25 protein-coding genes and 2 tRNA genes are annotated in these 24,778 nt (G+C 70.1%); 9 read left to right on the forward strand and 18 right to left on the reverse strand.

Annotated features, from left to right (window positions below):
* Positions 1–722 precede the first annotated feature (722 nt).
* Positions 723–799, reverse strand: a tRNA-Pro gene (locus tag QOL99_RS03145).
* Between the two features lie 63 nt (positions 800–862).
* Between QOL99_RS03145 and QOL99_RS03150 the strand changes: the two genes are divergently transcribed.
* A complete protein-coding gene (locus QOL99_RS03150; protein ID WP_285521309.1) occupies positions 863–2,113 on the forward strand; it encodes an aminopeptidase in 1,251 nt (416 codons plus the stop codon).
* A gap of 74 nt (positions 2,114–2,187) precedes the next feature.
* On the opposite strand, the gene QOL99_RS03155 is transcribed toward QOL99_RS03150, so the two are convergent.
* From QOL99_RS03155 to QOL99_RS03170, 4 genes are all read right to left on the reverse strand, one after another.
* Complete coding sequence (locus tag QOL99_RS03155) at positions 2,188–2,580, reverse strand: methylglyoxal synthase (protein ID WP_285521242.1); 393 nt, start codon at positions 2,578–2,580, stop codon at positions 2,188–2,190.
* Positions 2,577–3,494 carry an ROK family protein gene (locus QOL99_RS03160; RefSeq protein WP_285521243.1) on the reverse strand — a complete coding sequence of 306 codons (918 nt, stop codon included), beginning with the start codon at positions 3,492–3,494 and terminating at the stop codon, positions 2,577–2,579. The genes QOL99_RS03155 and QOL99_RS03160 overlap by 4 nt, the downstream gene beginning before the upstream one ends.
* Positions 3,495–3,619: 125 nt before the next feature.
* The gene (locus QOL99_RS03165; RefSeq protein ID WP_285521245.1) at positions 3,620–3,886 is read right to left on the reverse strand and encodes a hypothetical protein; all 267 of its coding nucleotides are present in this window, start codon (positions 3,884–3,886) and stop codon (positions 3,620–3,622) included.
* Positions 3,883–4,350 carry an acyl-CoA thioesterase gene (locus tag QOL99_RS03170; protein WP_285521246.1) on the reverse strand — a complete coding sequence of 156 codons (468 nt, stop codon included), beginning with the start codon at positions 4,348–4,350 and terminating at the stop codon, positions 3,883–3,885. Before QOL99_RS03170 ends, QOL99_RS03165 begins: the two co-directional genes overlap by 4 nt.
* Before the next feature lie 81 nt (positions 4,351–4,431).
* Between QOL99_RS03170 and QOL99_RS03175 the strand changes: the two genes are divergently transcribed.
* Together QOL99_RS03175 and cutA are read left to right on the forward strand one after the other, a co-directional pair.
* Positions 4,432–4,815, forward strand: a complete 384-nt coding sequence (locus QOL99_RS03175; protein WP_285521248.1) for a cell division protein FtsB — start codon at positions 4,432–4,434, stop codon at positions 4,813–4,815.
* Positions 4,816–5,174: 359 nt separating this feature from the next.
* Complete coding sequence (cutA, locus tag QOL99_RS03180) at positions 5,175–5,495, forward strand: divalent-cation tolerance protein CutA (RefSeq protein ID WP_285521250.1); 321 nt, start codon at positions 5,175–5,177, stop codon at positions 5,493–5,495.
* An 88-nt stretch (positions 5,496–5,583) separates the two neighbouring features.
* Here cutA and QOL99_RS03185 read toward each other — a convergent pair whose 3' ends face one another.
* The 4 genes from QOL99_RS03185 to QOL99_RS03200 all read right to left on the reverse strand — a co-directional run bounded on the left by QOL99_RS03185 (position 5,584) and on the right by QOL99_RS03200 (position 7,354).
* Positions 5,584–6,363 (reverse strand): M28 family metallopeptidase, encoded by a 780-nt coding sequence (locus tag QOL99_RS03185; protein ID WP_285521252.1) that lies wholly within the window; start codon positions 6,361–6,363, stop codon positions 5,584–5,586.
* On the reverse strand, positions 6,294–6,860 hold the full coding sequence (locus tag QOL99_RS03190) for a PA domain-containing protein (protein ID WP_285521254.1): 567 nt from the start codon (positions 6,858–6,860) through the stop codon (positions 6,294–6,296). Before QOL99_RS03190 ends, QOL99_RS03185 begins: the two co-directional genes overlap by 70 nt.
* A 117-nt stretch (positions 6,861–6,977) precedes the next feature.
* A tRNA-Trp gene (locus QOL99_RS03195) sits at positions 6,978–7,053 on the reverse strand.
* A gap of 79 nt (positions 7,054–7,132) precedes the next feature.
* Entirely contained in the window at positions 7,133–7,354 is a 222-nt protein-coding gene (locus QOL99_RS03200) for a hypothetical protein (RefSeq protein ID WP_285521256.1), read from the reverse strand.
* Between the two features lie 219 nt (positions 7,355–7,573).
* Here QOL99_RS03200 and nth point away from each other — a divergent pair, with 219 nt between their 5' ends.
* The 4 genes from nth (at position 7,574) to QOL99_RS03220 (ending at position 13,979) form a co-directional block, all read left to right on the forward strand.
* Positions 7,574–8,260: an endonuclease III gene (nth, locus tag QOL99_RS03205; protein WP_285521258.1), complete on the forward strand. Its 687-nt coding sequence runs from the start codon at positions 7,574–7,576 to the stop codon at positions 8,258–8,260.
* Positions 8,257–9,495 carry an MFS transporter gene (locus QOL99_RS03210; protein ID WP_285521260.1) on the forward strand — a complete coding sequence of 413 codons (1,239 nt, stop codon included), beginning with the start codon at positions 8,257–8,259 and terminating at the stop codon, positions 9,493–9,495. Before nth ends, QOL99_RS03210 begins: the two co-directional genes overlap by 4 nt.
* A 5-nt stretch (positions 9,496–9,500) precedes the next feature.
* Complete coding sequence (locus QOL99_RS03215; RefSeq protein WP_285521261.1) at positions 9,501–10,217, forward strand: zinc ribbon domain-containing protein; 717 nt, start codon at positions 9,501–9,503, stop codon at positions 10,215–10,217.
* A gap of 219 nt (positions 10,218–10,436) precedes the next feature.
* Positions 10,437–13,979 (forward strand): TSCPD domain-containing protein, encoded by a 3,543-nt coding sequence (locus QOL99_RS03220; RefSeq protein WP_285521262.1) that lies wholly within the window; start codon positions 10,437–10,439, stop codon positions 13,977–13,979.
* Between the two features lie 63 nt (positions 13,980–14,042).
* Here the strand turns inward: QOL99_RS03220 and QOL99_RS03225 are convergent, their stop codons facing one another.
* Complete coding sequence (locus QOL99_RS03225; protein WP_285521264.1) at positions 14,043–14,522, reverse strand: hypothetical protein; 480 nt, start codon at positions 14,520–14,522, stop codon at positions 14,043–14,045.
* A gap of 85 nt (positions 14,523–14,607) precedes the next feature.
* On the opposite strand from QOL99_RS03225, the gene QOL99_RS03230 reads away from it, so the two are divergent.
* Complete coding sequence (locus QOL99_RS03230) at positions 14,608–15,084, forward strand: GreA/GreB family elongation factor (protein ID WP_285521266.1); 477 nt, start codon at positions 14,608–14,610, stop codon at positions 15,082–15,084.
* A 7-nt stretch (positions 15,085–15,091) separates the two neighbouring features.
* On the opposite strand, the gene QOL99_RS03235 is transcribed toward QOL99_RS03230, so the two are convergent.
* The 3 genes from QOL99_RS03235 to QOL99_RS03245 all read right to left on the reverse strand — a co-directional run bounded on the left by QOL99_RS03235 (position 15,092) and on the right by QOL99_RS03245 (position 17,989).
* Positions 15,092–16,216 (reverse strand): PQQ-dependent sugar dehydrogenase, encoded by a 1,125-nt coding sequence (locus QOL99_RS03235; RefSeq protein ID WP_285521268.1) that lies wholly within the window; start codon positions 16,214–16,216, stop codon positions 15,092–15,094.
* Positions 16,217–16,311: 95 nt separating this feature from the next.
* Entirely contained in the window at positions 16,312–17,688 is a 1,377-nt protein-coding gene (locus tag QOL99_RS03240) for a S8 family peptidase (protein ID WP_285521270.1), read from the reverse strand.
* Positions 17,689–17,836: 148 nt separating this feature from the next.
* Positions 17,837–17,989 carry a hypothetical protein gene (locus tag QOL99_RS03245; RefSeq protein WP_285521272.1) on the reverse strand — a complete coding sequence of 51 codons (153 nt, stop codon included), beginning with the start codon at positions 17,987–17,989 and terminating at the stop codon, positions 17,837–17,839.
* Between the two features lie 63 nt (positions 17,990–18,052).
* On the opposite strand from QOL99_RS03245, the gene QOL99_RS03250 reads away from it, so the two are divergent.
* Complete coding sequence (locus tag QOL99_RS03250) at positions 18,053–18,421, forward strand: hypothetical protein (protein ID WP_285521273.1); 369 nt, start codon at positions 18,053–18,055, stop codon at positions 18,419–18,421.
* A gap of 38 nt (positions 18,422–18,459) precedes the next feature.
* Here QOL99_RS03250 and der read toward each other — a convergent pair whose 3' ends face one another.
* The 5 genes from der to QOL99_RS03275 form a co-directional block, all read right to left on the reverse strand.
* A complete protein-coding gene (der, locus tag QOL99_RS03255) occupies positions 18,460–19,785 on the reverse strand; it encodes a ribosome biogenesis GTPase Der (RefSeq protein ID WP_285521274.1) in 1,326 nt (441 codons plus the stop codon).
* Positions 19,786–20,193: 408 nt separating this feature from the next.
* Positions 20,194–22,041, reverse strand: coding sequence for an ABC transporter ATP-binding protein (locus tag QOL99_RS03260; protein ID WP_285521275.1), 1,848 nt, complete (start codon positions 22,039–22,041; stop codon positions 20,194–20,196).
* Positions 22,042–22,175: 134 nt separating this feature from the next.
* On the reverse strand, positions 22,176–23,045 hold the full coding sequence (locus QOL99_RS03265) for a c-type cytochrome (protein ID WP_285521276.1): 870 nt from the start codon (positions 23,043–23,045) through the stop codon (positions 22,176–22,178).
* Positions 23,046–23,106: 61 nt separating this feature from the next.
* Positions 23,107–23,487, reverse strand: coding sequence for an MGMT family protein (locus QOL99_RS03270; RefSeq protein ID WP_285521277.1), 381 nt, complete (start codon positions 23,485–23,487; stop codon positions 23,107–23,109).
* A gap of 54 nt (positions 23,488–23,541) precedes the next feature.
* On the reverse strand, positions 23,542–24,777 hold the full coding sequence (locus tag QOL99_RS03275) for a NupC/NupG family nucleoside CNT transporter (protein ID WP_285521278.1): 1,236 nt from the start codon (positions 24,775–24,777) through the stop codon (positions 23,542–23,544).
* Position 24,778 lies beyond the last annotated feature (1 nt).

The following is a 24,778-nucleotide window of genomic DNA, read 5'->3' on the forward strand; positions in this document are numbered from 1 at the left end:
TTACCCCCGCTACCCCTCAGCTCCCCGGAATCCAGGAAGAGCCTTCTTGCAATGGGCCTCCAGCGAGCAGCACCCGGAGGCAGGGAGGCAGGCGTAGCGGCGAGTTCCATCATTGAGGGCGCACCTGTCAACGCGGGAGCGGCAGATGTCCGAAAGCGCAGAGGGATGGGCCTGGGCACTCATACGTCCAGTGCCTCGATCAGTTCAGCGGACAACCCCCGCGTCCGGGGCGGGGCGGGCCTCAAAGTGATCACTCGGCGTCCACAGGAACTGCGTCGCTGGCGGGCAGGCGGCGACGACGTGACCAGCCCCGGCAGGTGCGATCAGGATCAGTCTAGAGCATTTGCCATAAGAATGCGGTGGGTTTCCGCATGCGTTGGACGAGCGGACTTGCAAAGCTGCGCAGCAGAGCGAGCGACTTGAAGAAGAGTATTGGGCATTCGGGGAGGCACCTGGGGCGCCCTTCCCCGGGGGCCGTCATTCTGTCAAATGCTCCAGGCCCGCTGACCTGCAAGAAGGCGAGGAGGGCGCGTGTCAGCCGTAACAGCACTGGTTCTCCTGCCTAGGTCGGCGGGGCAGTGGGCGAGCTGAGGGAACGGCAAGTGCAGCCCACTGTACGGCCCACCTTTCTCTCCCCGGGGGGAGCGTCGCCGCACCACCGGGAGTGAGGGACCAGACCGGACGGGACAAACGAAAAACTCCCTCTGGGAGGGAGTCTGTGCTGGTCGAGGCGGCGAGATTTGAACTCACGACCCCTACCACCCCAAGGTAGTGCGCTACCAGGCTGCGCTACGCCTCGACGGCCAGCCACAGAACTATAGACGCCGTGCCGGGGCTCGTCAAGCGGGCAGGGGCGGGCGCTATCCTGGGCGGCGTGACCACTCTGAGTTTCGAGGACAAGCTGCGCAACTACGCGCGGCTGGCGGTGCGGGTCGGGTTGGGTGTGCGGGAGGGCCAGCGGGTGCTGGTGCAGGCCCCGGTCGACACGGCGCCGCTGGCCCGCCTGCTGGTGCGCGAGGCTTACGCGGCGGGCGCGAGCTTTGCCGACGTGCGCTGGGACGACGACGACGTGCAGCTCGTCCGCTTCTCGCACGCGCCGGAGGGCAGCTTCGAGCAGATCAGCAAGTGGCGGGTGGACGCCGAGCTGGAAACCGCCGAGGCGGGCGGCGCGGTGATCGCCATTCGCGCGACCAATCCCGGCCTGCTGGCGAACGTGGACCCCACCCGCGTGACCACGCACCAGCGCACGCTGGCGGCCTACCGCAAGCCCTATTCCCTGCAGGTCATGACCAACCGCCTGAACTGGAACCTGATCTCCGCGCCGGTCCCCGAGTGGGCGGGGCTGATGTTCCCCGGCGTCCCCCGCGAGGAAGCGGTGCAACAGCAGTGGGACGCGATCTTCGCCGCCACCCGCGCCGACCAGCCCGACGCGCTGGAGCAGTGGGAAGCCCACCTCGCGGACCTCCAGCGCCGCCGCGAGCTGCTCACGGGGCGGCAGTACCACGCCCTGCACTTCCGGGGCGGCGAGACCGACCTCACTGTGGGGCTGGCCGAGGACCACGTCTGGGGCGGCGGCAGCGCGCAGACGCCTTCGGGGATCACCTTCACCGCCAACATCCCCACCGAGGAAGTCTGGACGGCCCCCCACCGCGAGCGGGTGGACGGCGTGGTCGTCAGCACCAAGCCGCTCTCGTACAACGGCGTGCTGATCGACGGTATCCGCATCCGCTTCGAGGGCGGGCGGGTCGTGGACGCGACGGCCACCAGCGGGCAGGACACCCTGCGCCAGATGATCGAGACCGACGAGGGCAGTCACCGCCTCGGCGAGGTCGCGCTGGTGCCGCATTCCAGCCCGATCAGCCGTTCGGGGCTGTTCTTTTACAACACCCTCTACGACGAGAACGCGGCCTCGCACATCGCCATCGGCAGCGCCTACCGCTTCAACGTGCGGGGCGGCGTGGAGATGACCACCGAGGAGTTCGCGGCCAGGGGCGGCAATGACTCCCTGACGCACGTCGACTGGATGATCGGTTCGGGCGAGATGGACGTGGACGGCCTCACGAAAGACGGCAACCGCGAGCCGGTGATGCGGGCGGGCGAGTTCGTGATCTGAGCCCTGGGCTCAGCGAGGGAAGGTGGGCGATATGCAGAACGTCGCCCACCTTCCCTTGTTCTCTGACTGGCGGGCTACGCGTCCCGCTGGGCCAGCCACAACACCAGCGCTTCCGCCGTCGCCGGATTGGTCGCCAGCGGCACGTCATGGACGTCACACAGCCGCAGCAGGGCAGACACGTCGGGCTCGTGGGGCTGGGCGGTCAGGGGATCGCGGAAGAAGAAGACGGCCAGCACGCGCTCCTCCGCGATGCGGGCACCGATCTGCTGGTCGCCGCCCTGCGGGCCGGACAGCACCCGCTCGACCGCCAGCCCGGTCTTGCTCGCCAGGATGCCCCCGGTCGTGCCGGTGGCGAGAAGGGGAAAGCGGCCCAGCACGTCGCGGTGCGAGAGGGCGAACAGGGCGAGTTCGAGCTTCTGACGGTCGTGGGCGATCAGGGCGACCTCGCGCCGCGACGTGCCGCTCATCCTCCCTCCAGCCGCGCCGCGAGGGCCGCGCCGATCACGCCCGCGTCGGTCCCCAGCTGGGCGCGGCGCAGGGTGACGGGCGCGAACGGTCCGGCGTACTCGTCGGCGGCGGCCTGAAGCCCCGCGAAGAAGGGGTCGCCCGCCTTCGCCACCCCGCCTCCGATCACAAACACTTCCGGGTCGAGGAACTTCTGGATGTCGGCCAGCGCGACCCCGATGTGCCGCAGCGCCTGCGAGACGACCCGGCTCGCCGCCGGGTGGCCGCTTCCCGCCAGCGCGAAGGCCTCGGCGGTACTCACCTCGCGGTTCAGGGCGTAGCTCGCGTCGCGGGCGATGGCGGTGCCGCTGGCGACGGCCTCCAGCGCCCCGTCGAGCCCCGCGCCGCTCACCGGGCCGCCGGGCATCACGGTGACGTGCCCGAGTTCCCCGGCGATCCCGTGGTGCCCGCGCCACACCCGGCCCCCCAGCACGATGCCCGAGCCGATGCCGGTGCTGACCGTCACGTAGACGCTGCTGCCCGTGCCCCGCGCCGCCCCGAGGTGCGCCTCGGCGAGTGCGGCGGCCTTGGCGTCGTTTTCCAGCACCACCCGCAGCCCCAGACGGTCATGGAGCCCCTGTACCAGCGGCACGTCGGTAAAGCCGTAGATGTTGGGCGCGAACTTCACGCGGGTGCGGCCCTCGGCGAGGGGACCGGGCACGCCCACCCCGACGCGGGTGGCCTGCGGGTACTGCGCTTGCAAGAGCCGCACCTGCGCGGCCACGGCGTCCAGCACGGCTTCCCAGCCGGTTTCCGGGGTGGGCTGGATGTGGCGGCCATGCAGCTCGTCGCCGATCAGCACGCCCGTGGCGATCTTGGTGCCGCCGACGTCCACGCCGATGGAGGGAGGGGAGAGGGGAGAGTCGGAAGTGGTCAAGGGGAGGTCCTCCTGTGGGGGACGGGAAAGGGCGGGAACGCTTCCGGCAGTGGGGGTAAGGCAGAGCAGACAGAGCAGAGAGTGGGAAGTGGACAGCGACGACCCCTGTGCCACCGGAGTCCGGGTCAGTCCTCCGCCCGCAACAGGGCGAGGGCCTCCTCAAGCTGGACCTCGGGAACATAGAGCCCCACGTCGCCCATGTAGCCGCCGGTCTCGATCTCGATCACCGGGCTCGCCATCGCCCACTGAAAGGGGGTGCGGATCACGGTGACCACGCCGCCCTCGGCCAGGGTCCGGCGCCAGCCTTCCGCGAGCAGCCGGGGCAGGGTGTCGAGGCGCACCCAGAGGTCGCCCTGGTAGCGCACCCGGTCCTCGTAGTGGGGGCGGCTCATCGGGCGAGCAGGCTGCCGAGGCGCTCGCGCAGGGCCTCAGGCAGCGGCTCGGGGCGCAGGCCGTCCCCGACCCGGACCTGCACCGTGCGGGCGTAGGCGCAGGGCTGGCCGTCGGCGAGCAGGCGCGACACGACCGTCCAGCTGCTGGCGCCGACCCGCTCCACCAGGGACTCCACGGTGACCTCCTGGCCCCAGCGCACCTCCTGGCGGTAGTCGAGTTCCAGCCGGGCGATCACCGAGCGGTCCTCGCGGTCGGGCACGCCGAGGTCGCGCATGAGCAGCACCCGCGAGGTTTCGAGGTACTGCACGTACACGGCGTTGTTCAGGTGCCCCATCGCGTCAATGTCGCCGTAGCGCATCTGGATGCCTGCCCGGTGTGCGCCTGCCCAGGCCAGGGACGCCAGCTCCTCCCAGGAGGCCGGGGAGCGCGGACGGGGAGTGGTATCGGTGCTTGCGCCGCTCATGGGCGCATTAGAGCATCTGGCCGTGAGCGCGGGCGCCCCCCCCCGCTTGCCTCCTGCGTGCCCGACGCTATCTTCTGAACCATGTCTGTTCCGGAACCGCTCCCCCCCCGCGAACGGCGGGGCTGGCGGTCCCGGTGGCGTCAGCTGCAGCGGCTGCCCCTCGCCCTGGTCTTTGCCAGCCTGCTCGCGGCGCTGGGCATCGTGCAATTGTCCTTTCAGCTGGGCAACCTGATCTACCGCACCGCGACCTGGAGCGCCGAGACGCAGGAGACCCGCCAGCGTATTCGTGCCCTGGAGCGCGACGTGCGGGTGCTGCGCGACGCCGAGGCCGCTGCCCTGGACCCGGCTTACCTGGAGGTGCTGGCCCGCTGCCAGGGTTTCGTCGGCGAGACCGAGGAACTCGTGGTCGCCGGAAACGCCCCCGACGTACCCGGCGAGGTCTGCAACACGCTTCGCCTGCCCTAGAGCATTGGACAGAATGACGGCCCCCGGGGACGGGCGCCCCAGGTGCCTCCCCGAATGCCCAATGCTCGTCTTCAATTCGCTCGCTCTGCTGCGCAGCTTTGCAAGTCCGCTCGGCCAACGAATGCGGAAACCCACCGCAATTCTTATGGCAAATGCTCTAGCGGCAGCGTTGCAACACGGGTTCGGTCTGCCTCGTGAACAGGTCGGGGCAGCATCCGTTGGGCAACTCCACGCCCGGAGTCCGTTTCGCTCCTTCCGGCTCCGCCCGGAGGGAGTCACCTTGTAGACGACTCAACCGCAGTCCAGATAAGAAAGGCCCAAGGCCGGGCCAGGCACGGGGAGCGTATGCTGCGGCCACTATGTCACTTGTCGTGCTGGTCACCCTGCCGCCGGAGCGGGCGCCCGAGCTGGCCCGGACCCTGGTGTCCGAGCGGCTGGCGGGCTGCGTCAACGTGCTGCCGGGCGTGCAGAGTGTCTACCGCTGGGAGGGCGAGGTCGCCGAGGACCGCGAGACCCTGCTGCTGATCAAGACGACGGGCGAACGCTATCCCGAACTCGAGGCCCGCATCCGCGCCATGCACCCCTACGAGGTGCCCGAGATCGTGGCCCTGCCCTGGGACCGGGCGCTGCCCGAGTTCCAGACGTGGTTGCTGGACGCGACCTCGGCGAGCGGGCGCTAGGGAAGCTGCCAGAGGGAGCCCCTCCGCCCCCGGCTCCAGCGGGTTGGGTGGAGGGATTTTCCCGCGTCGGAGGCTCTAACACTCCCGCTCACGGCCGCGAGGCAGGCAGGGCTTCCAGCGTCCCCAGGGCCACGTCCACCGTCTGCCGGATCAGCGCCGAGTCGGCCACCACGTCGCCCGGCTGGTGGTAGTTGGCGTCCAGGCCCCGGTGGAAAAAGAGGGTGGGTACGCCCGCCCCCGCGAAGGGCACATGGTCGCTGCCGCCCGAGTCGCCCACGCGGGCCACGGCACCCGTTGACCGCGGCACGGCCCTCACCAGCCCCGCCTCGCCGCTCACGGTCAGGGGGGTGACGTTGACGCCCACCATGTCGAAATTGAACATGGCCCGCAGGCCCCGCACGATCTCTGGATTGGTCTTGACGTAGGTCCGCGAGCCGTGCAGCCCGTCTTCCTCCCCGTCAAAGAGGACGAAGACGCTGCGGCCCGCCAGTGGGGTGGCCGCCACCCGCCCCGCGAGGTCCAGCACCGCCAGGGTGCCCGAGAGGTTGTCGTTCGCGCCCGGCGCCCCCGGCACCGAGTCGAGGTGCCCGCCAAAGAGAAAGTCCGGCCGGGTGACCCCCGACCGCAACGCCACCACGTTCACGCCCGTCACGTCCCCCTCGCGCACCCGGACGCGCAGGGTGGCCCGCTCGCCCGCCCGCAGGCCCGCGCCCGCCTCGCGCGTGACCGTCAGCACGGGCAGGGCGACCCGCTCCCCCAGGGTGCCGCGCACGTCGCCGGGCTGGTTGTTCACCACGATCAGCCCCAGCGCCCCCGCCGCCAGCGCGTTGCGGGCCTTTTGCGCGAAGGGGAGGGTGCCCCGGTCCACCACCGCGACGNGTCGCCGGGCTGGTTGTTCACCACGATCAGCCCCAGCGCCCCCGCCGCCAGCGCGTTGCGGGCCTTTTGCGCGAAGGGGAGGGTGCCCCGGTCCACCACCGCGACGCGGCCCCGCACGTTCGCCGCCCGGAACTCCTCGGGGGTACCCACGCCGGGGACGCGGGCGACCGGGGCCGTGACCTCCCCGCCCACCGACCCCTGAAGCGCGAGGCCCGCCAGCGTGCGCCCGCCCAGCTCCACCCCCGAACCGAGGTCGTCGAAGCGGGGGTAGGTGAAGGTCTCGCGCCGGACCTCGTAGCCCAGCGACCGGAACTGGCCCTCCAGGTAGGCGCGGGCCTGGGCATTGGCCTCGCTGCCGGTCACGCGCGGGCCGAACTCGAGGACGGCCGCGAGGTGCGTCTCCACACTCGCCAGCGCGGAGGAGGCCAGCAGCAGGGCTCCCAGCAGGGCGCCGTTGCACCTTGAACCCATGCACAGTGAACGCATGGGCACAGCAGAGCACGTGGGGCGGACCGGGGAGGTCACCGGGGGCACACTGCCGCTCACATTGCCGCTCCGGGGCGTGCCCAAAGCAAATCCCCCTCACTGGGAGGGGGTTTTCTGTGGCGGGCCTTGTAGGACTTGAACCCACGACCTACGGTTTTGGAGACCGCCGCTCTACCAACTGAGCTAAAGACCCGTGCTTCTCCGCGCCGCCGGGCACGTGAGCCCGAGCAGGATAGCAGAGGCCCGCGCAGGCCCGCAAGGGTCGGGGGACGCTACAACACGCCGCCGCCCAGCATCAGCCGCAGGGCCGCCAGCGCGATCACGACCACGTTGAGGGTGGTCGCGCCCCGGTCGCGGGCCAGCACGCCCAGAATCAGGCCCAGCAGGGCGGGGGGAAGCACCACCAACCAGTTGAGCCAGCCGAAGAGGGGCAGCAGGCCCAGCAGCAGCCCCAGGGCGGCCAGGATGCCCAGAATCAGCGAGAGGGTTCTCATGGCCCCGGGTACGCGCTCGCCCTGGCAAAGGTTGCCGCCGAACGTGTCCGCCGGCCCCAGACGGCTCCCAGGGGGCGGGTGTAGGCTTCCCCGCGTGAGACAGACTTCTGGTGAGTCGCAGACGAACCCGGGCAGAGCGGGGGAAAGCGGGGAGGGGGGGGCGGCGATGGACGGACATCCGGTGGTGTTCCGGAGGTCCGGGAACCAGAGCAGTCCCGTATGACTCCCGTCCCTGCCCCGGCCCCCCCACCGCCGGAGGGTGCCCCGGCCCGCGCTTCCCTGGTGCTCGCGGCGCTGGAAGTCCTGTATCCGGACGCCCGCACCGAGCTGACCTTCCACACTCCCTTCGAACTGCTCGTCGCCACCGTGCTCTCGGCGCAGGCGACCGACGTGAGCGTGAACGCCGCGACCCCGGCCCTGTTCGCCTGCTACCCGGATGCCTTCGCCCTCGCTCAGGCCACCCCGGAGGAGATCGAGCCGTATATCCGCTCCATCGGCCTGTACCGGAATAAAGCCAGGAATCTCGCCGCCCTCGCCCGCCTGCTCGTCGAGCGGCACGGGGGCGAGGTGCCCAACGACTTCGGCGCAGTCGTCGCCCTGCCCGGCGCGGGCCGCAAGACGGCCAACGTGGTCCTGAGCAACGCCTACGGGTACCCGGCCATCGCGGTGGACACCCACGTGGGCCGCCTCGCCCGGCGGCTGGGGCTCAGCGTCCAGACCAACCCGGACCGGGTGGAGGCCGACCTGGGGCGGCTCTTTCCGCGTGAGCGCTGGGTCTTTCTGCACCACGCCCTGATCCTGCATGGGCGGCGCGTCTGCCTGGCCCGCCGTCCGCAGTGCCCGGCGTGCGCGATGAAGGGGTTTTGCCCGAAGGTGGGCGTGGAGCAAGCCGGGATGCACGAATGACCTGGAAGTTCTCGCGTCAGGTCTGGCTGTACCTCACCGCCGCCTTCACCTTCGGTCTGGCGCAGGCGTTCGCGGCCCTGTTCCTGAACTTCTACCTGCGGGCGCTGGGGCTGGGGACCGAGTGGCAGGGGCTGGTCAACGCCCTGCCCGCGCTGACCCTGGCGGCGCTCAGCCTCCCGGCGGTGGCACTGGCGCGGCGCATTTCCAATGCCCGGACGATTCAGCTGGGCAGCGTGTTCAGCGTGGCGGGGGCTCTCATTCTCGCCACGGCGGGCGGACCGCTGGGAGCCATCGCGGGGGCGCTGGTGCAGGGCGCGGGCGGCGCGATGCTGATGGTCGCCGGGTCGCCCTTCATGGCGAACAACAGCGACGAGAAATCGCGCGTGACCCTCTTTAGCGTCCAGAGTGCCCTGATGACCGGGGCGGGCTTCCTGGGAAACCTCTTCGGGGGACGGGTGCCGGAGGTCTACGCGGCGGCCACCGCCACCGAACCCGACGGGTTGGGGGCGCTGCGGGCGGCGCTGCTGGTGTCGGCGGGCTTTCAGCTCGCGGGGCTCTTTCCGGTGCTGTTTCTGCGGCCCAGCGGCAAAAAGGCCACGGAGGGCCGCTCCTTTGCCATCCGCGACAAGCTGACCATGGCCCGGCTGGTCACGCCCAACGTGCTGGTCGGGCTGGGGGCGGGAGCGACCATCCCCTTTCTGAACGTCTATATCGAGGGCAAGTTCCGGGTGGACTACGCCAGCCTGGGCACCCTGTTCGCGTGGACCAGCCTGGCGACCGCCGCCACCGTGCTGCTGCAACCCCTCCTGGTGCGGCGGCTGGGGCAGCTCACGGCGGTGCTGGTGGTGCAGGCGGCCAGCCTGCCCTTTCTGGCGGTGCTGGGCTTCGCGCCGCAGCTGTGGATGGTGGCGCTCGCCCTGTTCACGCGTGGAGCACTGATGAACGCCGCCGGACCCGTCTACTCGGCCTACGCGATGACGGCCCTGCCCGACGAGGACCGCCCGATGTACTCGGCGGTCAACCTGATCGCCTGGGACCTGGGCTGGGCGGCGAGCAGCATCCTGAGCGGGGTGGTGCGCGGGGCGCTGCCGTTCGGGCTGGCCTTTAACCTGCTGTTCGCGTGGACGCTGCTGATGTACGCCTCCAGCGTGCTGGCGATCTACCTGGGCCTGTACCGTCCGGCACGCCGTCAGGGGCACCCGGCGGCGCGGGCAGCCCAGGCGGGGGTAGACTGACCGTGATGAGTGACACCGGAACCTTGCAAAGCCTGCTGCGCGTGCAGGCACTCGACCTGGACCTTGGCCGCCTGCAGGGCGAGGAGGCCAGCATTCCGGACGCCCTGCGCCAGGCGCGGGCAGAGCAGGAGCGCCTGAACAACGCCCTCGAGGACACCGAGATCACCCTGGAGGGCGTCGAGAAGCAGATTCGCGCCCTGGAGCAGGACCTCGCCGGGACCCGCGACGGGGTGGCCCGCGCCCGCGAGGAGCAGGAGAAAAACGCCTTCGACGCCCGCGCCCAGTCCCAGTTCGGCAGCCGCATCCAGATGCTCTCCGAACGCGCCGAGGAGATGGAAGAGGACCTCGTGCCCCTGCGGGGGCGCCAGCGCGAGCTGACCGAGAAGGCGAGCGGCCTGCGCGGCGAGCACCGCGCCCTGCGCCCCCAGCTCGAAGCCCTGGAAAAGGAGGACGAGGCCCGCGTCCAGGCCCTGCGCGATCAGGGAGAGGGTGCCCGCCAGGAACGCGCCGGGCTCGTGGGCGGCCTCGACTCGCGCACGGTCAAGGAATACGACCTGATTCGCAAGGCCAAAAAGGGCCTGGGCATCGTCGAGATCAGCGGGGGCCGCTGCAGCGGCTGCAACGTGATGCTCCCGGTCAACGTGCAGCAGAAGGCCGCGCAGGGCAAGCTCCCCCCGGTGAAGTGCCCGTCGTGCGGGCGATTCCTGGTGCGGACGGGCTGACCTTCCCCTCCCGGCGCGGCCCCTGACCCTGCCCGGTCGGGGGCCGTATCTTGTACCCCATCGGGGGTGGAAGTACAAGCCGTTGTATGAGGCGGGGGCGAATGGTAGAGTCAGTCGCCGTAGAGGAACCCCCCAGCGCGGGTCCCACCCGTCCGTTTCCGCACCGCCCCCGCCGGGTGGTGAGGGTTTTTTGTTGCCGCCTCGCCCCAAGGAGTCCCCATGACCACCACGCCCGACCCTGCCCTGCGCCACTTCGACGACAACGCCCAGCACATCGCCCGGCGGCAGTACCTCCAGCCCGGCGACGGCGATATCGCGGGGATGTTCCGCCGCATCGCGGCCTGGGTGGCGGGCGCGGAGGCCGGGGAGGCGCGGGAACACTGGGCGCAGCGGTACTACGACCTGATGGCCGAGAAGAAGTTCTGCCCCGGCGGGCGCGTGCTGGCGGGCGCGGGGACGCAGCATGGGAACGTCTTGAACTGCTTCGTGCAGGGGGCCACCGAGCACGCTCCCGAGAGCTTCGGCGGGGTGATGGAGGTGGCCCGCAAGCTCGCGCTGGTGACCAAGGTGGGCGGCGGCAACGGGGTGAACCTCGACGTGTATGCGCCGCGCTCGGCGCAGAGCCGCCCCGACGCGGGCGTGCGCGGCTGGGTGTACATGGCGGCCACCCACCCCGACGTGACCGACTTCGTGGAGGGACTGATGCGTCCGCCCACCCAGCCCGACGGCGACAAGGCCCCGGTCGCGGTGCGCAACTGGACGCGGGTGGTGTACGGCGAGGCGGTCCCCACCGACCTCGTGGCGCTGGCGCGGCAGAACGGGGTGCAGATCGTGCGGGCGCTGCCGGAGGGCGTGCAGGCCGTCGCGGACGACATGGGCGGCATCATCGACGCGGCGCGGGCGGTCGCGGAGACCGCGCGGGTGGGCGTCGAGCCGCGCATCGACCTCTCGCCCATGCGCCCGGAGGGGGCCCCGATCAAGGGATCGGGCGGCACCAGCTCCGGCCCGGTGTCGTTCCTGCTGGAGATCTTCGACAACTTTCTGGAGTGGGCCAACCGGGGCGGCGAGACGAGCGGGCCGGTGAATACCCTGCGCTTCGTGTACGCGCCCGTGCTGCGGGTGGTCCGTCAGGGCGGAACGAGACGCGGCGCGGGCATGGCGACCATCGCCATCGAGCACCCCGACGTGCTGGATTTCCTGACCGCCAAGGACCTCGACCGCGAGGCCGCGGAGGGGGACATCTCCACCTTCAACATCTCGATCCTGGTCAGCGAGAAGTTCTGGCAGGCGCTGGAGCGGGATTCCCTGTGGCACGTGGACGTGCAGGAGGTGCCCGGCAAGTACTACCTCGCGCCGCAAGACGGCCTGTACGACGGCCGCCTGCCCGCGCTGCCCGACCGCGCCGAGGACGGGGCGCGGGGGGTGCCCCTCTACCGCACCGCCCCCCAGGGCCGCTACAACCCCGCCGACAAGCGCCCCGGCGTGCCCGCGAAGTGGCTGTGGGACCAGATCGCCGAGCACGCCTGGAGCACGGGCGAACCGGGCCTGATCTTCGTGGACCGGGTCAATGAGCACTCCGCGCTGAAGAACCTGGGCAAGCGGTACGAGATCAGGAGCACGAATCCGTGCTTAGCTCCGGGAACGATGATCTTCCATCAAGTGATGAGTGAAAAGCTTGTTACTCCTGACGGTGGGGAAGCTAAGCTGCCTCATGGGGTCCGTATGGGGTTTGAACTTCAGACGCCTGTGGAGGAGCTGGTTGGGCAGACGGTAGAAGTTTTCGACCCTCTGACAACCCAATGGTATGAGACTGAGTTCAGGGTAACAGGTGAGAACCAGCCGGTACTAAACATTGTTCTAGCTAATGGCGAGAGTGTGTCTGCAACTCCCTATCATACTTTTTTCTTGGATGATCAGACTAAGATTGAGGCCAGAAACTTAAAAGTTGGCGATAGGCTTCTGGGACGCCCTACCCGCTTCTCAAGGGGCGCTGATCTAACGCTTCAAGAGGACTTTACAATCACGGCTATTGAAGACACGGGGACTGCTGAGAAAGTCTACTGCTGCACTGTCCAGCCCCACCATCGTTTTATGCTTGCCAATGGGATTGTTAGTGGAAATTGCGGCGAGATTCCCCTCACCGTCGGCGAGCCCTGTGACCTCGGCGCGATCAACCTCGCCGCCTACGTGAAGGGCAGCGCCTTCGACTACGCGGGCTTCCGGGCCGACGTGCGGACCTGCGTGCGCTTCCTCGACGACGTGCTGGACGTGAACGTCTTTGCGCTGGAGGACAACCGGGTGGCCTCGCAGGACCTGCGGCGCCTGGGCCTGGGCGTGATGGGCCTCGCGGACGCGCTGATCAAGCTGGGGCTGCGTTACGACTCGGAGGCCGGGCGGCAGGCCATCCACGACATCATGACCGCCCTGCGCGAGGAAGCCGTCGCCGAGAGCGAGCGGCTGGGCAAGGAGCGTGGCCACTACGCCGTCTACACCCGCAGCCCCCGCAAGATTCCCCACGCGGCGCGGCGCAACGTGGCGGTGCTGACCGTGGCGCCCACCGGCACGACCTCCATGCTGATGGGCGTGTCCAGCGGCATCGAGCCCGTCTTCTCACCCTTCATCTGGCGCAAGATCGGCAGCGAGTACCGGGCGCTGCTGCACCCCCTCTTCATGGAGCTGCTGAACCAGTACCCGCCCGCCGCCAACATGGACGACGGTCAGGGTGGCTGGAACTGGGACCGCGTGACCGAGGCCGTGTCCGAGAACCACGGTTCGGTGGTGGGGCTGGCCTTTATCCCCGAAGCGCTGCAACAGGTTTTCGTGTGCGCCCACGACATCAGCCCGGTGGACCACGTGCGGATGCAGGGCACCGTGCAGCGGGCCTTTGACGAGGGGGGGCAGCACGCGGCGAACAGCCTCTCCAAGACGATCAACTTGTCCAACAGCGCCACCGTGCAGGATGTGCAGGAAGCCTACGCCGAGGCGTACCGGACGGGCTGCAAGGGCATCACCGTGTACCGCGACGGCTCGCGGCAGTTCCAGGTGCTGTCCACCTCCAAGAAGAAGGAGAAGAAGGCGGAGGACACCGTGGCCGCCGAAGCCGTGGCCGAGGTGATGGGGGAGAGCCCCCAGCCCGCCCCGGTCGCCGCTCAGCCCGAAGCCGCTCCCGCGCCCGCTGCGCCCGCCCCCGCCCCAACTCCGCGCCCGGCGGCTTCCGCTCCAGCCCCCGTCTACGAGCGCCCCACCCGTCTGAGCGGGATCACCGACATGGTCAAACTCACCGATCCCACCAGCGGGCACCGCCGCTCCTTCCTCGTCACGGTCAACCACCTCAACGGCAAGCCCGTGGAGGTCATGGTGATCTCGGGCCGCGCGGGCGACGAGGCGAACGCCGACAGTGAGGCGCTGGGCCGCGTCGTCTCCATCGCCCTGCAACACGGCGTGCCCGCGCAGGCCATCATCAAGACGCTGCGGGGCATCAACGGCGGGCTGTACGGCTCCTACAACGGCCGCCTCGTGGGGTCCAAGGCCGACCTGATCGCTGTCGCGCTCGACACCTTCGCGGGGGACATGGACGCCGCCAGCCTGCCGCCCCTCGCCGGGGGCAGCGTGGACGCGCCCGCCGCCGCGCCTGCGGCTCCCAGTGGCGTCAGCGTGGAGGGCCTGGGCCGCGAGCGCTGCCCGGTGTGCGAGGAAAAGGCCGTGATCCGCGAAGAAGGCTGCCTGAAGTGCCAGGCGTGCGGGTACAGCAAGTGCGGGTGAACTGAACCCATGCAAGAGGAGAGGCGGGCACGCGATGGTCCGCCTCTCCTCTTGGTTGCTGGCTTACAGCCCCGGAATCGGCACCGCCACCGGGCGGATCGGCTGTCCCTGGCGCTCGGCGGTGTTCAGCAGGGTGTTCACCTGACGGTTGAGCCCCTGAATCCCCGCCTCATTGAAGCGGCCCCGTTTCAGGTCGTTGCCCACGGCGGTCAGCGACTTGTTAAAGCCGGGCAGCAGCGAGCCGATGCGCCGCAGGAAGGGGTCCTGCGTGTTGCGGGTCATCCCAATGGCCGTGTTGACCTGATAGGCGGCGAAGGCCAGGGCCACGCCCGCCTTGACGATGTTGGCCCGCTGGCCGGGGGCACCCGTCTGGAACCTGTACTCGCGGTAGGGCCGCCAGACCCAGGTGTTGAAGGCGTAGTAGGCCGCGCCGAGGTGGAAGACGAACTTGGCCTTCTCGAAGGCGGTGGCCTGCGCCTGCTGCGCGGGACCGGCCACGAGCAGGGCGCTGGCGAGGACGAGGGCAGAACGTTGGGCACGCATGGGCGAGATTCTGGCGGGGGTGAGGCGCGGCAGGATGAAGCCGGGATTCACGCGGTCTGGAGGGACGCCGGGGCACCATGCCCCCATGACCGAACCCGTGGAACTGACTCCCGAGGGCCTCGCCCGGTTGCGGCGGCAATTGGCCCAGGAAACTGAGCGGCTGGACGAAGCCCGCCGCGTCGTGCGCGAGCAGATGGAAGCCAACGATCAGGAAAACCAGGGGCTGCCCGAGGCGCAGGGGCGGCTGCTGGCGGCGCAGACCCGCGTGGACGAACTGGAAGACCTGATCGCGCGGGCGGTGGTCATCGAACCGGGAGCGGGGGAGGAAGACGGCATTCGCCTCGGCTCGGTGGTCACGCTGCTGGACCTCGACTCGGGCCGCCGCCTCACCCTCCAACTCGTCAGCCCGCCCGAGGCCTCGGCGGTGCCGGGCGAGCGCCCCCGCGTCAGCCGCGAGAGTCCGGTGGGCCGTGCGCTGATAGGCCGCCGGGTGGGGGACGAGGTCACGGTGGACCTGGGCCGACGCACCGTGCGCTACCGGGTGGAGGAGGTGGGGGGCTGACTCCGGCTCAGCGGCTCATCTTCAGGATGCGCCCGTTGCCGTACTCGGCCACGTACAGCTCGCCCGCCTCGTCCTCCCCGAAGGTGGAGGGATTGTCCACGCGCCCCAGCGTGGTTTTCGTCCAGCGGTTCCCCGTGGTCCGGGCTGCCCACACGGTGCCGCTGCCGAAGTCCCCGAAGACGTACTGGCCCCTGAGCGCGGGAATGGCGCTTCCCCGGTAGACGTAGCCGCCGGTGATGCTCTGGCCCTCGGTGCGGCCGTAGACCAGCACGGGGTCCACCAGCCCGGAGGTGCGGCAGCCCGTGGACGGCTCGAAGCAGCGGTTGCCCTCGCGGACCTTCCAACCGTAGTTCTCGCCGCCCTTGCTGTTGCCCGGCTGGCGGTTGAGTTCCTCCAGCGCGTTCTGCCCCACGTCCGCGATGATCAGGTCGCCGCCCTGCCGGTCGAAGGAGAAGCGCCAGGGATTGCGCAGTCCATACGCCCAGATGTACCCATTGGCCCCGCTGCGGTTCAGGAACGGGTTTCCGGCAGCGGGCCGGGCCGCGTCGCCGCTCACGTCGAAGCGCAGAATCTTGCCCAGCGGCGTGCTCAGCTTCTGGCCGTTGTTCTGGGGATCGCCGCCCGAGCCGCCGTCGCCCAGCCCCAGGTACAGAAAGCCGTCTGGCCCGAAGGCGAGCTGCCCGCCGTTGTGGTTGGCGTAGGGCTGCTCGGCGGTGAAGAGGGTCCGGGCACTCTGCGGGTCGCCCCGGCTGAAGTCGGCGGTCGCCGTATAGCGGGCCAGCACCGTGTCCCCGTTGCGGTCGGTGTAGTGGACGTAAAAGCGGCGGTTTTGCTTGTAGCGGGGGTCGAAGGCCAGCCCCAGCAGCCCCCGCTCGCCGCCCGCGCGGGTCAGCCCGCTCACGTCGAGAAAGGGTTGCGCCTGCACCTGCCCACCCCGGATGACCCGCACCTGTCCGCCCTGAAGGGTGACGTACAGCCGCCCCGACCCGTCGCCCCCGTGGGTGATGGTGGTGACCTGCCGCAAGCCGCTCGCGTACGGCGTGAAGCGAACCTGGGTCGTCTGGGCGCAGGCAGAGGCGGCGAGCAGGGCGGCACCCAGGGCGAGCGCCGCATGAACCTTGACCTTGGACATGGGTCAGTGTGCCGGGTCCACGTGGGGGGCGTCTGTAACCCAGGCGAAAGGGGACGGCACCCGCAGGCCCGCCCCCTCTGTCTCTGGACTGTTGCTCAGAACCCGCTGACGTTCAGCCGCCCGCCCGTGACGGTCTTCCCGTTCAGGCTGGGGGTGGCGACCACGCTGCCCAGCAGGGCGTCCCGGATCTGCTTGGCCGTCGCGCCGGGGTGGGTGCTGGCGTATAGGGCCGCGCCGCCCGTGACGTGCGGGGTCGCCATGCTCGTGCCGTTGTAGCTCGCGTACTTGTTGTAGGGCACGCTGCTGCTGATCGCCACGCCGGGAGCCCCGAGGTCCACCTGCGTGCGGCCGTACTGGCTGAAGGAAGCCAGCGCCCCGGCCTTGTCGATGGCGGCCACCGCGATCACCGCGTCGTATCCGGCGTCCTTGGTGGTGTCGTAGTTGCTGGGGTAGGAGGCCGCCGCGTCGTTGTCGGTGCCGGAGTTGCCCGCCGCCGCGATAAAGAGGATGTTGGCCTTGGCCCCGCGCACGATGGCCTCGTACAGCGCCTGGCTGTAGCCGCCGCCGCCCCAGGAGTTGTTGGTTGCCACGATGTTCAGGCCGTGCCGGGTCTTGAGGTCGGTGAAGTAGTCCACCGCCTTGATGGAGTCGGCGGTGGTGCCGCCCCGCCGCCCCAGGAACTTGCCGCTGATCATGGTGACGTTGTGGTTCACGCCCACCACGCCGCCGTCGTTGGCGGTGCCGCCGATGGTGCCCGCGACGTGGGTGCCGTGGGCATCCAGGCTGCCGCGCGTGCCGCCGTCGTAGACGCTGTTGTCGCCGCCCGCGAAGTCCCAGCCGCGCGTGTCGTCGATGTACCCGTTGCCGTCGTTGTCGCGGCCGTCCACCGGGTCGAAGGGGTTGAGCCACACGTTGCCGCGCAGGTCGGGGTGGTCGAACTGGTAGCCCTCGTCGATGATGCCCACGTACACGCTGTCGCTGCCCACGCTGCCACGCGCCCAGGCTTCGGCGGCCTGCGAGCCGTACCCGTTCGCGGGCGTGCTCGCGTCGCCGTACATGCCCCACAGGGTGCCGTTCGTGAACTGCGCGTCGGTGGCCGTCGCCTGGTGCTGGTAGATCCAGTTTGGCTCCGCGAAGCGCACCGCGCCGCTGGTCTGAAGCTGCGCGACCTTGCCCTCCACGCTCTGGCCATCGGTCACGCGGGTCCGCAGCAGCGCCGCGCCGTCCACCACCGCGAGCTGCTCGAGCGACTGCACTCCCAGCCGGGCCTCCAGCGCCCCCAGGCCCTGCGCTCCCAGTCCGCCCGCGAGCTGCACGATCACCTCGCCGGGCACGTACTCCCGCGCCGTCACCGGGGCCGGGGTCTGGGGGGCCGAGGCTTCAGGAGTGGGCGCGGTCGCCGTGGGGGTACTCCCGCAGGAGGCGAGCAGGATGCCGAGGGTGAGCAGGCCGAACAGGGGGGTACGCGTCATGGATCCTCCGGGGGAAGGCGGGGTTGAAATCGCCGGGTTGTGGAATGCCCGGAAGTGTAGAGGCCCAGCTGTGTATGAGGTGTGATGAAGCTGGCCTTAAGAACAACGCCCCCCAGCGGGAGGGCCGGGGGGCGTCAGGGGAGCAGGGTCAGTCGTCGTCGTTTTCGTCGTCTCCGTCGTCATCCTGCTGGGAGACGCTGGTGCCGCTGGAGTCGTCCTCGTCGTCACCGCCGCCCGGCGCACACGCGGCGAGGCTGAAGACGAGGAGACCGCCGAGCAGCAAGCGCATCAAGAGGGTCATGGGCCCAGCGTACAGGGGCGGTCCCTTCCGGCACATGTGAGCTTCCTGGGACTACCCTAGGGCATGACGCCCCCTTCTGCCCCTCTGCCGCTCGCCCTGGAGAAGTACCGCGCCCCCGGCCCCGAACGCCTCAAGCTCTATGCCGCCCTCTTCGCCCTGCTGGTGCTGAGCGCCGTGCTGGGGCGCGGCCGTCCCGGTGACCTGGGAACCCGCGAAACCCTGCGCCGCAGCCCCTTCGCCCGCGTGATGTTCATGGATATCGGCGTGCTGAGCACCCTGGGGGCGCTGTACCTCGTGCTGAACGGGAAGACGGCGGTCCGGGTGCCCGCCGCCGTCGCCTCGCTCTTTGTCGGCAGTTTCGCCCTGCTGCCCGCCCTGGCCTGGGAGGACTGGCGGGCGATGGAGGAGGGCGAGGAGACGCCGGACCGCTAAAAGCCGAGGGCCAGAGGTCTACTCCCCGGCCCTGACGCTCACGCCTCGGCCTCCTCGCCCTTCTTGCCGCGCTTGTACGGCCCCTTTTCGTTCCACTTCAGGCGCACCGGGATTCCGGCGAGCCCCAGGTCCTCGCGGATACGGTTTTGCAAGAAGCCCTCGTAGGCGCGGGTCACGAAGTCGGCGCGGTTGCAGAAGATGGCGAAGGTCGGCGGCGCGGTTTCCACCTGGGTCATGAAGTACATCTTCAGCTTCTTGCCGCCGAAGTTCGGCACGCTCTGGCGCATCTGCCAGACCTCCAGCCAGCGGTTGAGTTCGGCCGTGGGGATGCGGCTCTGCCACTTTTCGTGCAGCTTCATGGCCTCCGCGAGCATGTCGTGAATGCCGTAGTCGTTGATCGCCGAGGTGTACACGCGCGGCGCGTAGGTGATGTGGAAGAGCTTTTGCTTGAGGTCCTTCTCGGTGCTCTTGAGGTCCTCGTCGGGCACGAGGTCCCACTTGTTCACCACCACGATCACGGGCTTGCCGCTGTCGTAGGCGAGGTTGGCGAGCTTGAGTTCGTGGTCGCCCATGTCGGTCGCGTTCACGACCAGCCAGATCAGGTCGCTGCGTTCGATGGCGGCCTGCGAGCGCTGAATCGCGTAGTCCTCGATGGCGGTGTCGGGCTTCTTGCGGATGCCCGCCGTGTCCACCAGCACGAAGCGCTGCCCGCCGTAGTCCCATTCCACGTCCAGCGAGTCGCGGGTGGTGCCCGGCTGGTCGGCGACGATGGCCCGCTCGCTGTGGGTAATCGCGTTCAGCAGGCTGGACTTGCCCACGTTGGGCCGCCCGATCAGCGAGATGCGGATGGGCGCGATTTCCGGCACGTCCTCGTCGTCGGCGGGGAGGTGGGTCATCACCCGGTCGAGCAGCTCGTCGAGGCCACGGGCGTGCTCCGCGCTGATGGCGACCGGGTCCCCGAAGCCCAGGCCCCACAGTTCGGCCATGTAGACCTCGTGCTTGGGGCTGTCGATCTTGTTGGCGACCACGATGACGGGCTTGCCCAGCCGCCGCAGCCAGTCGGCGACCTCGTAGTCGGCCGCCGAGAGGCCCTCGCGCGGATCGAGCACGAAGATCACGGCCTGCGCCCCCTCCATCGCCCACTCGGCCTTCTCGCGGATGGCCTGTTCCCACTCGTCCCCGCTCCACAGCCCGCCCGTGTCGATCAGGGTGATGCGGTGGTTGTGATAGAGCATCAGCCCTTCCTTGGCGTCCCGGGTCACGCCGGGAAAGTCCGCGACGACGGCTTCGCGCCGCCCGATCAGGCGGTTGAACAGGCTGGATTTGCCGACGTTGGGTCGGCCCACAATGGCGACTTTATGCATATGGACGCTCCTTTCGGTGTCGCAACGTCTCCGGCGTCAGGAGAGGTCGCGCCGCTGCCCGCCGCCGGTCCTCAGGCTGGGCGGGCCATAGGTGGAGAAGTCTAGCAGGGGGAGGTGAGGGGGAGGTGGCGTGGGACCCCTCCGCCCCTGCGGGGCACCTCTGCTGCGCAGCTTTACAAGTCCCCTTAAAAGGGAGGCTGTCGTGGGGAATGTTCCTCCAGTTCCCTGCGCTTCCAGGGCTCCCCTTGAGGGGACTCGTCTGAGCTGCTTGCAGAGCTGGCCGCGAAGCGGACTGAGGGGTCGCAAGCTCAAGCCCCCCCACACGCCCCGGTTCCCCTTGACGAATCCTGCATACCGCGCGATGTTGGTCCTATCACCGCCCGAAGAGGCGGCTTTTTTATTGCCTGCTCAGTCCGCCCCCACCGCGTCCGGCTCCCCGCGCATGACGTCCCCCCCGGTGTACTGCCCCGCCTGAAGTCGCCACAGCTCGGCGTATTCGCCGCCCCGTGCGAGCAGTTCGGCGTGGGTGCCGTCCTCGATCAGCCGTCCGGCCTTCATTACCAGGATGCGGTCGGCCATCAGCACGCTGCCCAGGCGGTGGGTGATCAGCAGGGTGGTGCGGCCCCGCGCGAGCGCGGCGAAGGCGGCAAAGACCTCGCTCTCGCTGCGGGGGTCCAGCGCCGCCGTCGGCTCGTCGAGGATCAGCACGCGGGCATCGCGGTACAGCGCCCGCGCCGTCGCCAGCTTCTGCCACTGGCCGCCCGAGAGGTCCACCCCGCCGAACGCCTGCCCGATGCGGGTAGTCAGGCCGTCCGGCAGCCGGGGCAGGATGCCGCTCAGGCCGCTGGCGTCGGCGGTCTGCGACAGCTTCTCCCCGTCCTCGGGCCGCCCCAGCAGCACGTTGTCGCGCACGGTCCACTCGAAGCGGGCGAAATCCTGAAAGACGGCCGCGACCTGCGAGCGCCACGCGGTGAGGTCCACGCCCCGCAGGTCCACCTCCTCGCCGGGGGCACCCAGCCCGATCCGGCCCGAGGTCGGGTCATAGAAGCGCAGCAGCAGCTTGACCAGCGTGGTCTTGCCCGCCCCGTTCTCGCCCACGATGGCGACGACCTGCCCCTCGGGGATATGCAGCGTCACATGCTCCAGCACCGGCGGGAGGTCGCGGTAGCCGAAGCTCACGTCGTCCAGCCGCAGGTCCAGCCGGGTGGGGAGGGGCCGGGGCTGCGGCGGGGAGGCCACGCCGGGTTTGGCGTCCAGAAAGGCGTAGTACTTCTGGAACCACCGCAGGTGCTCGGTGCCCATCCCCAGGTACTCGGTCACGCTGCCCAGGCTGTCGCGCACCCCTGCGAGCGCCCCGATGACCAGCACGACCGTGCCCGCCGTGAGCTGCCCAGCCCCCGCCCGCGCCACCGCGTAGGCGAACAGGCCCGCCGTGACCGCCAGCGCGAGAACCTGCGCGGGGAGCAGGCCCAGCACCTGTTTGTTGCGCATCCCGCGCATGACCCGCTGGTAGGCCAGCGCCCCGTCCACGTAGCGCCCGGTCAGGTAGGGCATCAGGTCGTAGAGGCGGACCTCCTTGGCGTACTCGTGCCGCAGGGCGACCCGCTGGTCGTAGGCGAGTTCGCGGGCCTCCTGGGTGCGCTGGATGGCGAGGCTCCAGCCCATCTCGCGCAGGCGAATCTGGGTGCGGGCGAGCGGAATCATGCCGATCACGACGACCAGGGGCACCCACCAGCCCACCGTCAGCAGCGCTCCCGCCACCCCCGCCACGCCGACCACCGCCTGCAACAGTCCCAGCAGCGTCGCCGTGAGGTTCAGCGGCCGGAAGCGGGCCCCCGTCTGGAGCGTCTCCACGTCGTCGTGAAAGCGGGGGTCTTCCACCACGTCCAGTCCCGGCAGCGCCTGCATCTTGCGCATCAGGCCCGTGACCGTCTGCACCGTGAAGTGGTCGGTCGCGTACCCCTGCAGCACCGCCCGCCCCACCGCCGTCAGTTGCCCGATCAGCGCCGTGCCCGCCCACGCCACGGCCAGCAGCGTCAGGTTGGCCTCCCCACCGCCCGCGACCGCCGTGATGCCGTCCACCGTCCACTTGCTCAGAAAGATGGTCGCGGCGGGCAGCAGCCCCTGCAGCACGACCATCAGCGCCATCAGCGAGACGATGCCCGGCGCACTCCGCACCAGCGAGGGCACCGCCCGGCGCAGCACGGTCAGCAATTCGGAGGTGGGCACAGGGCCGGTCGCCGGGGGTTTTCGCACCCGCCGAGTGTAGGCAGCCCCGGCGGGGGCAACCGTGGCCCACTGGACTCGTCTGCGGACGTGGCCCGTGCCACACTGGGGGCACACAGGAAAGCGCCGCCCCGTGGAAGTGGGGCGGCGCTCCGGCTTGAAGCTCAGTTCAGGGTCTTGATATAGGCGTGCAGGTCCACGATCTGCGCGTCACTGATCTGCGCCTCGGAGTAGCGGGGCATGGTGGGCGCGAGTTCGCGCTCGGGGGTCTTGCCCTCGCGCAGGGTGGTGGTGAACTGCGCCAGCGTCCAGCTCCCCGGGCCGTCGGCTTCCACCAGACTGGGGCCGAAGCCGCCCTGGCCGCCCGCACCGTGGCAGCCCGCGCAGTTGCTCGCGTAGATGGCCTGCCCGGCGCCTGCGTCGCCCGCCGAGTCGGTCTGTTCGCCGGTGATGGCTTCCTCGGCGGTGTTGCCCTCGCCGGTGTTCTTGGCGGTGGAGGAGCCGATCTCGCCGGTGGCGCGGGCCTCGTCGGCCTCGGCGGTGCCCAGCGGCGCGACGGTGGCCCCGGCGCCCGTCTGGTCGGAGGTGGAGACGGCGTCGGTGTTGGTCTCGCCTTCGCTGGTTTCCCCGGCAGCGGTGTCGGCCTCGGCCTGTGCCCCCTGCTCGGTGCCCGTCACGCCCTCCTCGGCCTCGTCACCGCTGTTCGTTCCGGTCGCGGCACTCTCTCCGCCTTCCCCCTCGGCAGCGGTCGCTTCACCCTCGCCGGTGCTGCCCGCGCTGCCCGCCTGACCCTCGCCTGTCCCTTCCGAGGACGCCACGTCCTCGGACTCGGAGCCGGTCGCGTCGGCGCTGGTCTGGTTCTCGCCCTGCGCGATGATGGTGCCTTCCGGCCCCGCCTCGGCCTCGCCCTGCGCCTGCCCCAGCCGGGGCGCCACGATCAGGAGCGCCACCCCCAGAATCAGGCCGAGCGTCACGCCCAGGACCCAGGACAGGACGTCGCCTGCCACCCATCTCTGCTGCCTCGTTCGCTTCATACCGCCCAGAATACGCCGGGGCCGGGGGGACGTTGTGCTCCGGGGCTGCAATCGGACAGGGTCAGAGCAGGGGGTCAGGCGCCGCCTCCCGCCCGTCCTCCGGCGGCCACCACTGCACCCGGGACAGGTCGCAGCGGCCCGATGGGTCAAACGTCACGCCCTCGGCCTCCAGCAGCCGCTCCTGCACGTCCCCGAAGCCGAGTTTGTGGGTGCTGACCTTGCCCTGCGCGTTGATGACCCGTTGCCAGGGCAGGTCGCTCCCCCCGCCCTGCGCCTGTCCCGCGAGGCTGCCCAGCACGGAGCCCGCCAGCCGCGCACCGCCGGGGCCGGGGCGTCCGGCGAGGAGGGCCAGCTGGCCGTAGGTCATCACGCGGCCGGGGGGAATGCGGGCGACGAGGGCGAGGACCTGTTCGCGGAAGGTCGCGTCGGGGGAGAGGGGCATGGGGACAGGGTAAGGGGCGGGGGGTCTAGGGTGCGGTTTGACCCCCACCCCCACTCACCCGATCAGCATCCCCGCCAGCGTCCCGCTCAGCAGGTTCGCCAGCATGCCCGCTGCCACCGCCCGCAGCCCGAGCTGGGCGATGTCGCCCCGGCGCGAGGGCGCGATGCTGCCCAGGCCGCCCAGCAGGATGGCGAGGCTCGACAGGTTGGCAAAGCCGCACAGGGCAAAGGTGATGATGGCCTCCACCTTGGGCGAGAAGCTGCCCTCTTTCAGGGCGTCGGCGAACTCGACAAAGGCCACGAACTCGTTGGTGACGAGCTTCTGGCCGATAAAGCTGCCTGCCGTGACCGCCTCGCTCCAGGGCACGCCCATCACGAAGGCGAGGGGCGCGAACAGTGAACCCAGCAGCAGTTGCACGGTCAGGTCGGGAAAGCCGAACACGCCGCCCAGCGCTCCCAACAGGGTATTGAGCAGCGCGATCAGCCCGATAAAGGCGATCAGCATGGCGCCCACGTTCAGCGCCAGCCCCAGCCCTGCCGAGGCGCCCCGCGCCGCCGCGTCGATGGCGTTGACCGGGCGGCCCTCGGGGTCCTCGGGCACCTCGCCCTTGTAGTTCTGGGGCGTGTCCTGTTCCGGCAGCATCAGCTTGGCCATCAGCAGCCCGGCGGGAGCGGCCATGAAGGAGGCGGCGATCAGGTAGTCGAGTCGGATGCCCAGCAGCGAGTAGCCCACCAGCACGCTGCCCGCCACGCTGGCGAGGCCGCCCACCATCACCGCGAACAGCTCCGAGCGGGTCATGCGCTCGATGTAAGGCCGCACGACCAGCGGCGCCTCGGTCTGCCCCACGAAGATGTTGGCGGTGGCCGAGAGGCTCTCGCCCCGGCTGGTGCCCAGCAGCTTGCTCAGGCCGCCCCCCAGCACCCGCACGACCGCCTGCATCACCCCGAGGTGATAGAGCACCGCGATCAGCGCACTGAAAAACACGATCACCGGCAGCACCCCGAAGGCGAAGATGAACCCCGCCCCCTCCAGCGCCCCGCTCGTCAGGTTGCCGAAGACGAAGTTGATGCCCTCCTGCGCGTTGCCGATCACCGCCTGCACGCCGTTCGACACCGTGTCGAGCGCCCGGCGTCCCAGCGGCCAGCGCAGCACGATCAGCGCGAAGGCGATCTGGAGGGCCAGCGCCCCCAGCACGGTGCGCCAGTTCACCCGGCGGCGGTCGGTGCTCAGCAGGAGTCCCAGCCCCAGCAGTACGGCCATCCCGCCCAGCCCCCACAGAATGTCGGTCATG

It is taken from the genome of Deinococcus rhizophilus, from assembly GCF_030271215.1.
GTDB lineage: Bacteria > Deinococcota > Deinococci > Deinococcales > Deinococcaceae > Deinococcus > Deinococcus rhizophilus.

Coding starts and splice junctions, on each gene's coding strand:
- QOL99_RS03155 (WP_285521242.1), bottom strand. CDS start 2,580: ATGAGCGGCACGTCGCGGCGCGAGGTCGCCCTGATCGCCCACGACCGT.
- QOL99_RS03165 (WP_285521245.1), bottom strand. CDS start 3,886: ATGAGCCGCCCCCACTACGAGGACCGGGTGCGCTACCAGGGCGACCTC.
- QOL99_RS03170 (WP_285521246.1), bottom strand. CDS start 4,350: ATGAGCGGCGCAAGCACCGATACCACTCCCCGTCCGCGCTCCCCGGCC.
- QOL99_RS03175 (WP_285521248.1), top strand. CDS start 4,432: ATGTCTGTTCCGGAACCGCTCCCCCCCCGCGAACGGCGGGGCTGGCGG.
- cutA (WP_285521250.1), top strand. CDS start 5,175: ATGTCACTTGTCGTGCTGGTCACCCTGCCGCCGGAGCGGGCGCCCGAG.
- QOL99_RS03200 (WP_285521256.1), bottom strand. CDS start 7,354: ATGAGAACCCTCTCGCTGATTCTGGGCATCCTGGCCGCCCTGGGGCTG.
- nth (WP_285521258.1), top strand. CDS start 7,574: ATGACTCCCGTCCCTGCCCCGGCCCCCCCACCGCCGGAGGGTGCCCCG.
- QOL99_RS03210 (WP_285521260.1), top strand. CDS start 8,257: ATGACCTGGAAGTTCTCGCGTCAGGTCTGGCTGTACCTCACCGCCGCC.
- QOL99_RS03215 (WP_285521261.1), top strand. CDS start 9,501: ATGAGTGACACCGGAACCTTGCAAAGCCTGCTGCGCGTGCAGGCACTC.
- QOL99_RS03220 (WP_285521262.1), top strand. CDS start 10,437: ATGACCACCACGCCCGACCCTGCCCTGCGCCACTTCGACGACAACGCC.
- QOL99_RS03225 (WP_285521264.1), bottom strand. CDS start 14,522: ATGCGTGCCCAACGTTCTGCCCTCGTCCTCGCCAGCGCCCTGCTCGTG.
- QOL99_RS03230 (WP_285521266.1), top strand. CDS start 14,608: ATGACCGAACCCGTGGAACTGACTCCCGAGGGCCTCGCCCGGTTGCGG.
- QOL99_RS03235 (WP_285521268.1), bottom strand. CDS start 16,216: ATGTCCAAGGTCAAGGTTCATGCGGCGCTCGCCCTGGGTGCCGCCCTG.
- QOL99_RS03240 (WP_285521270.1), bottom strand. CDS start 17,688: ATGACGCGTACCCCCCTGTTCGGCCTGCTCACCCTCGGCATCCTGCTC.
- QOL99_RS03245 (WP_285521272.1), bottom strand. CDS start 17,989: ATGACCCTCTTGATGCGCTTGCTGCTCGGCGGTCTCCTCGTCTTCAGC.
- QOL99_RS03250 (WP_285521273.1), top strand. CDS start 18,053: ATGACGCCCCCTTCTGCCCCTCTGCCGCTCGCCCTGGAGAAGTACCGC.
- der (WP_285521274.1), bottom strand. CDS start 19,785: ATGCATAAAGTCGCCATTGTGGGCCGACCCAACGTCGGCAAATCCAGC.
- QOL99_RS03265 (WP_285521276.1), bottom strand. CDS start 23,045: ATGAAGCGAACGAGGCAGCAGAGATGGGTGGCAGGCGACGTCCTGTCC.
- QOL99_RS03270 (WP_285521277.1), bottom strand. CDS start 23,487: ATGCCCCTCTCCCCCGACGCGACCTTCCGCGAACAGGTCCTCGCCCTC.
- QOL99_RS03275 (WP_285521278.1), bottom strand. CDS start 24,777: ATGACCGACATTCTGTGGGGGCTGGGCGGGATGGCCGTACTGCTGGGG.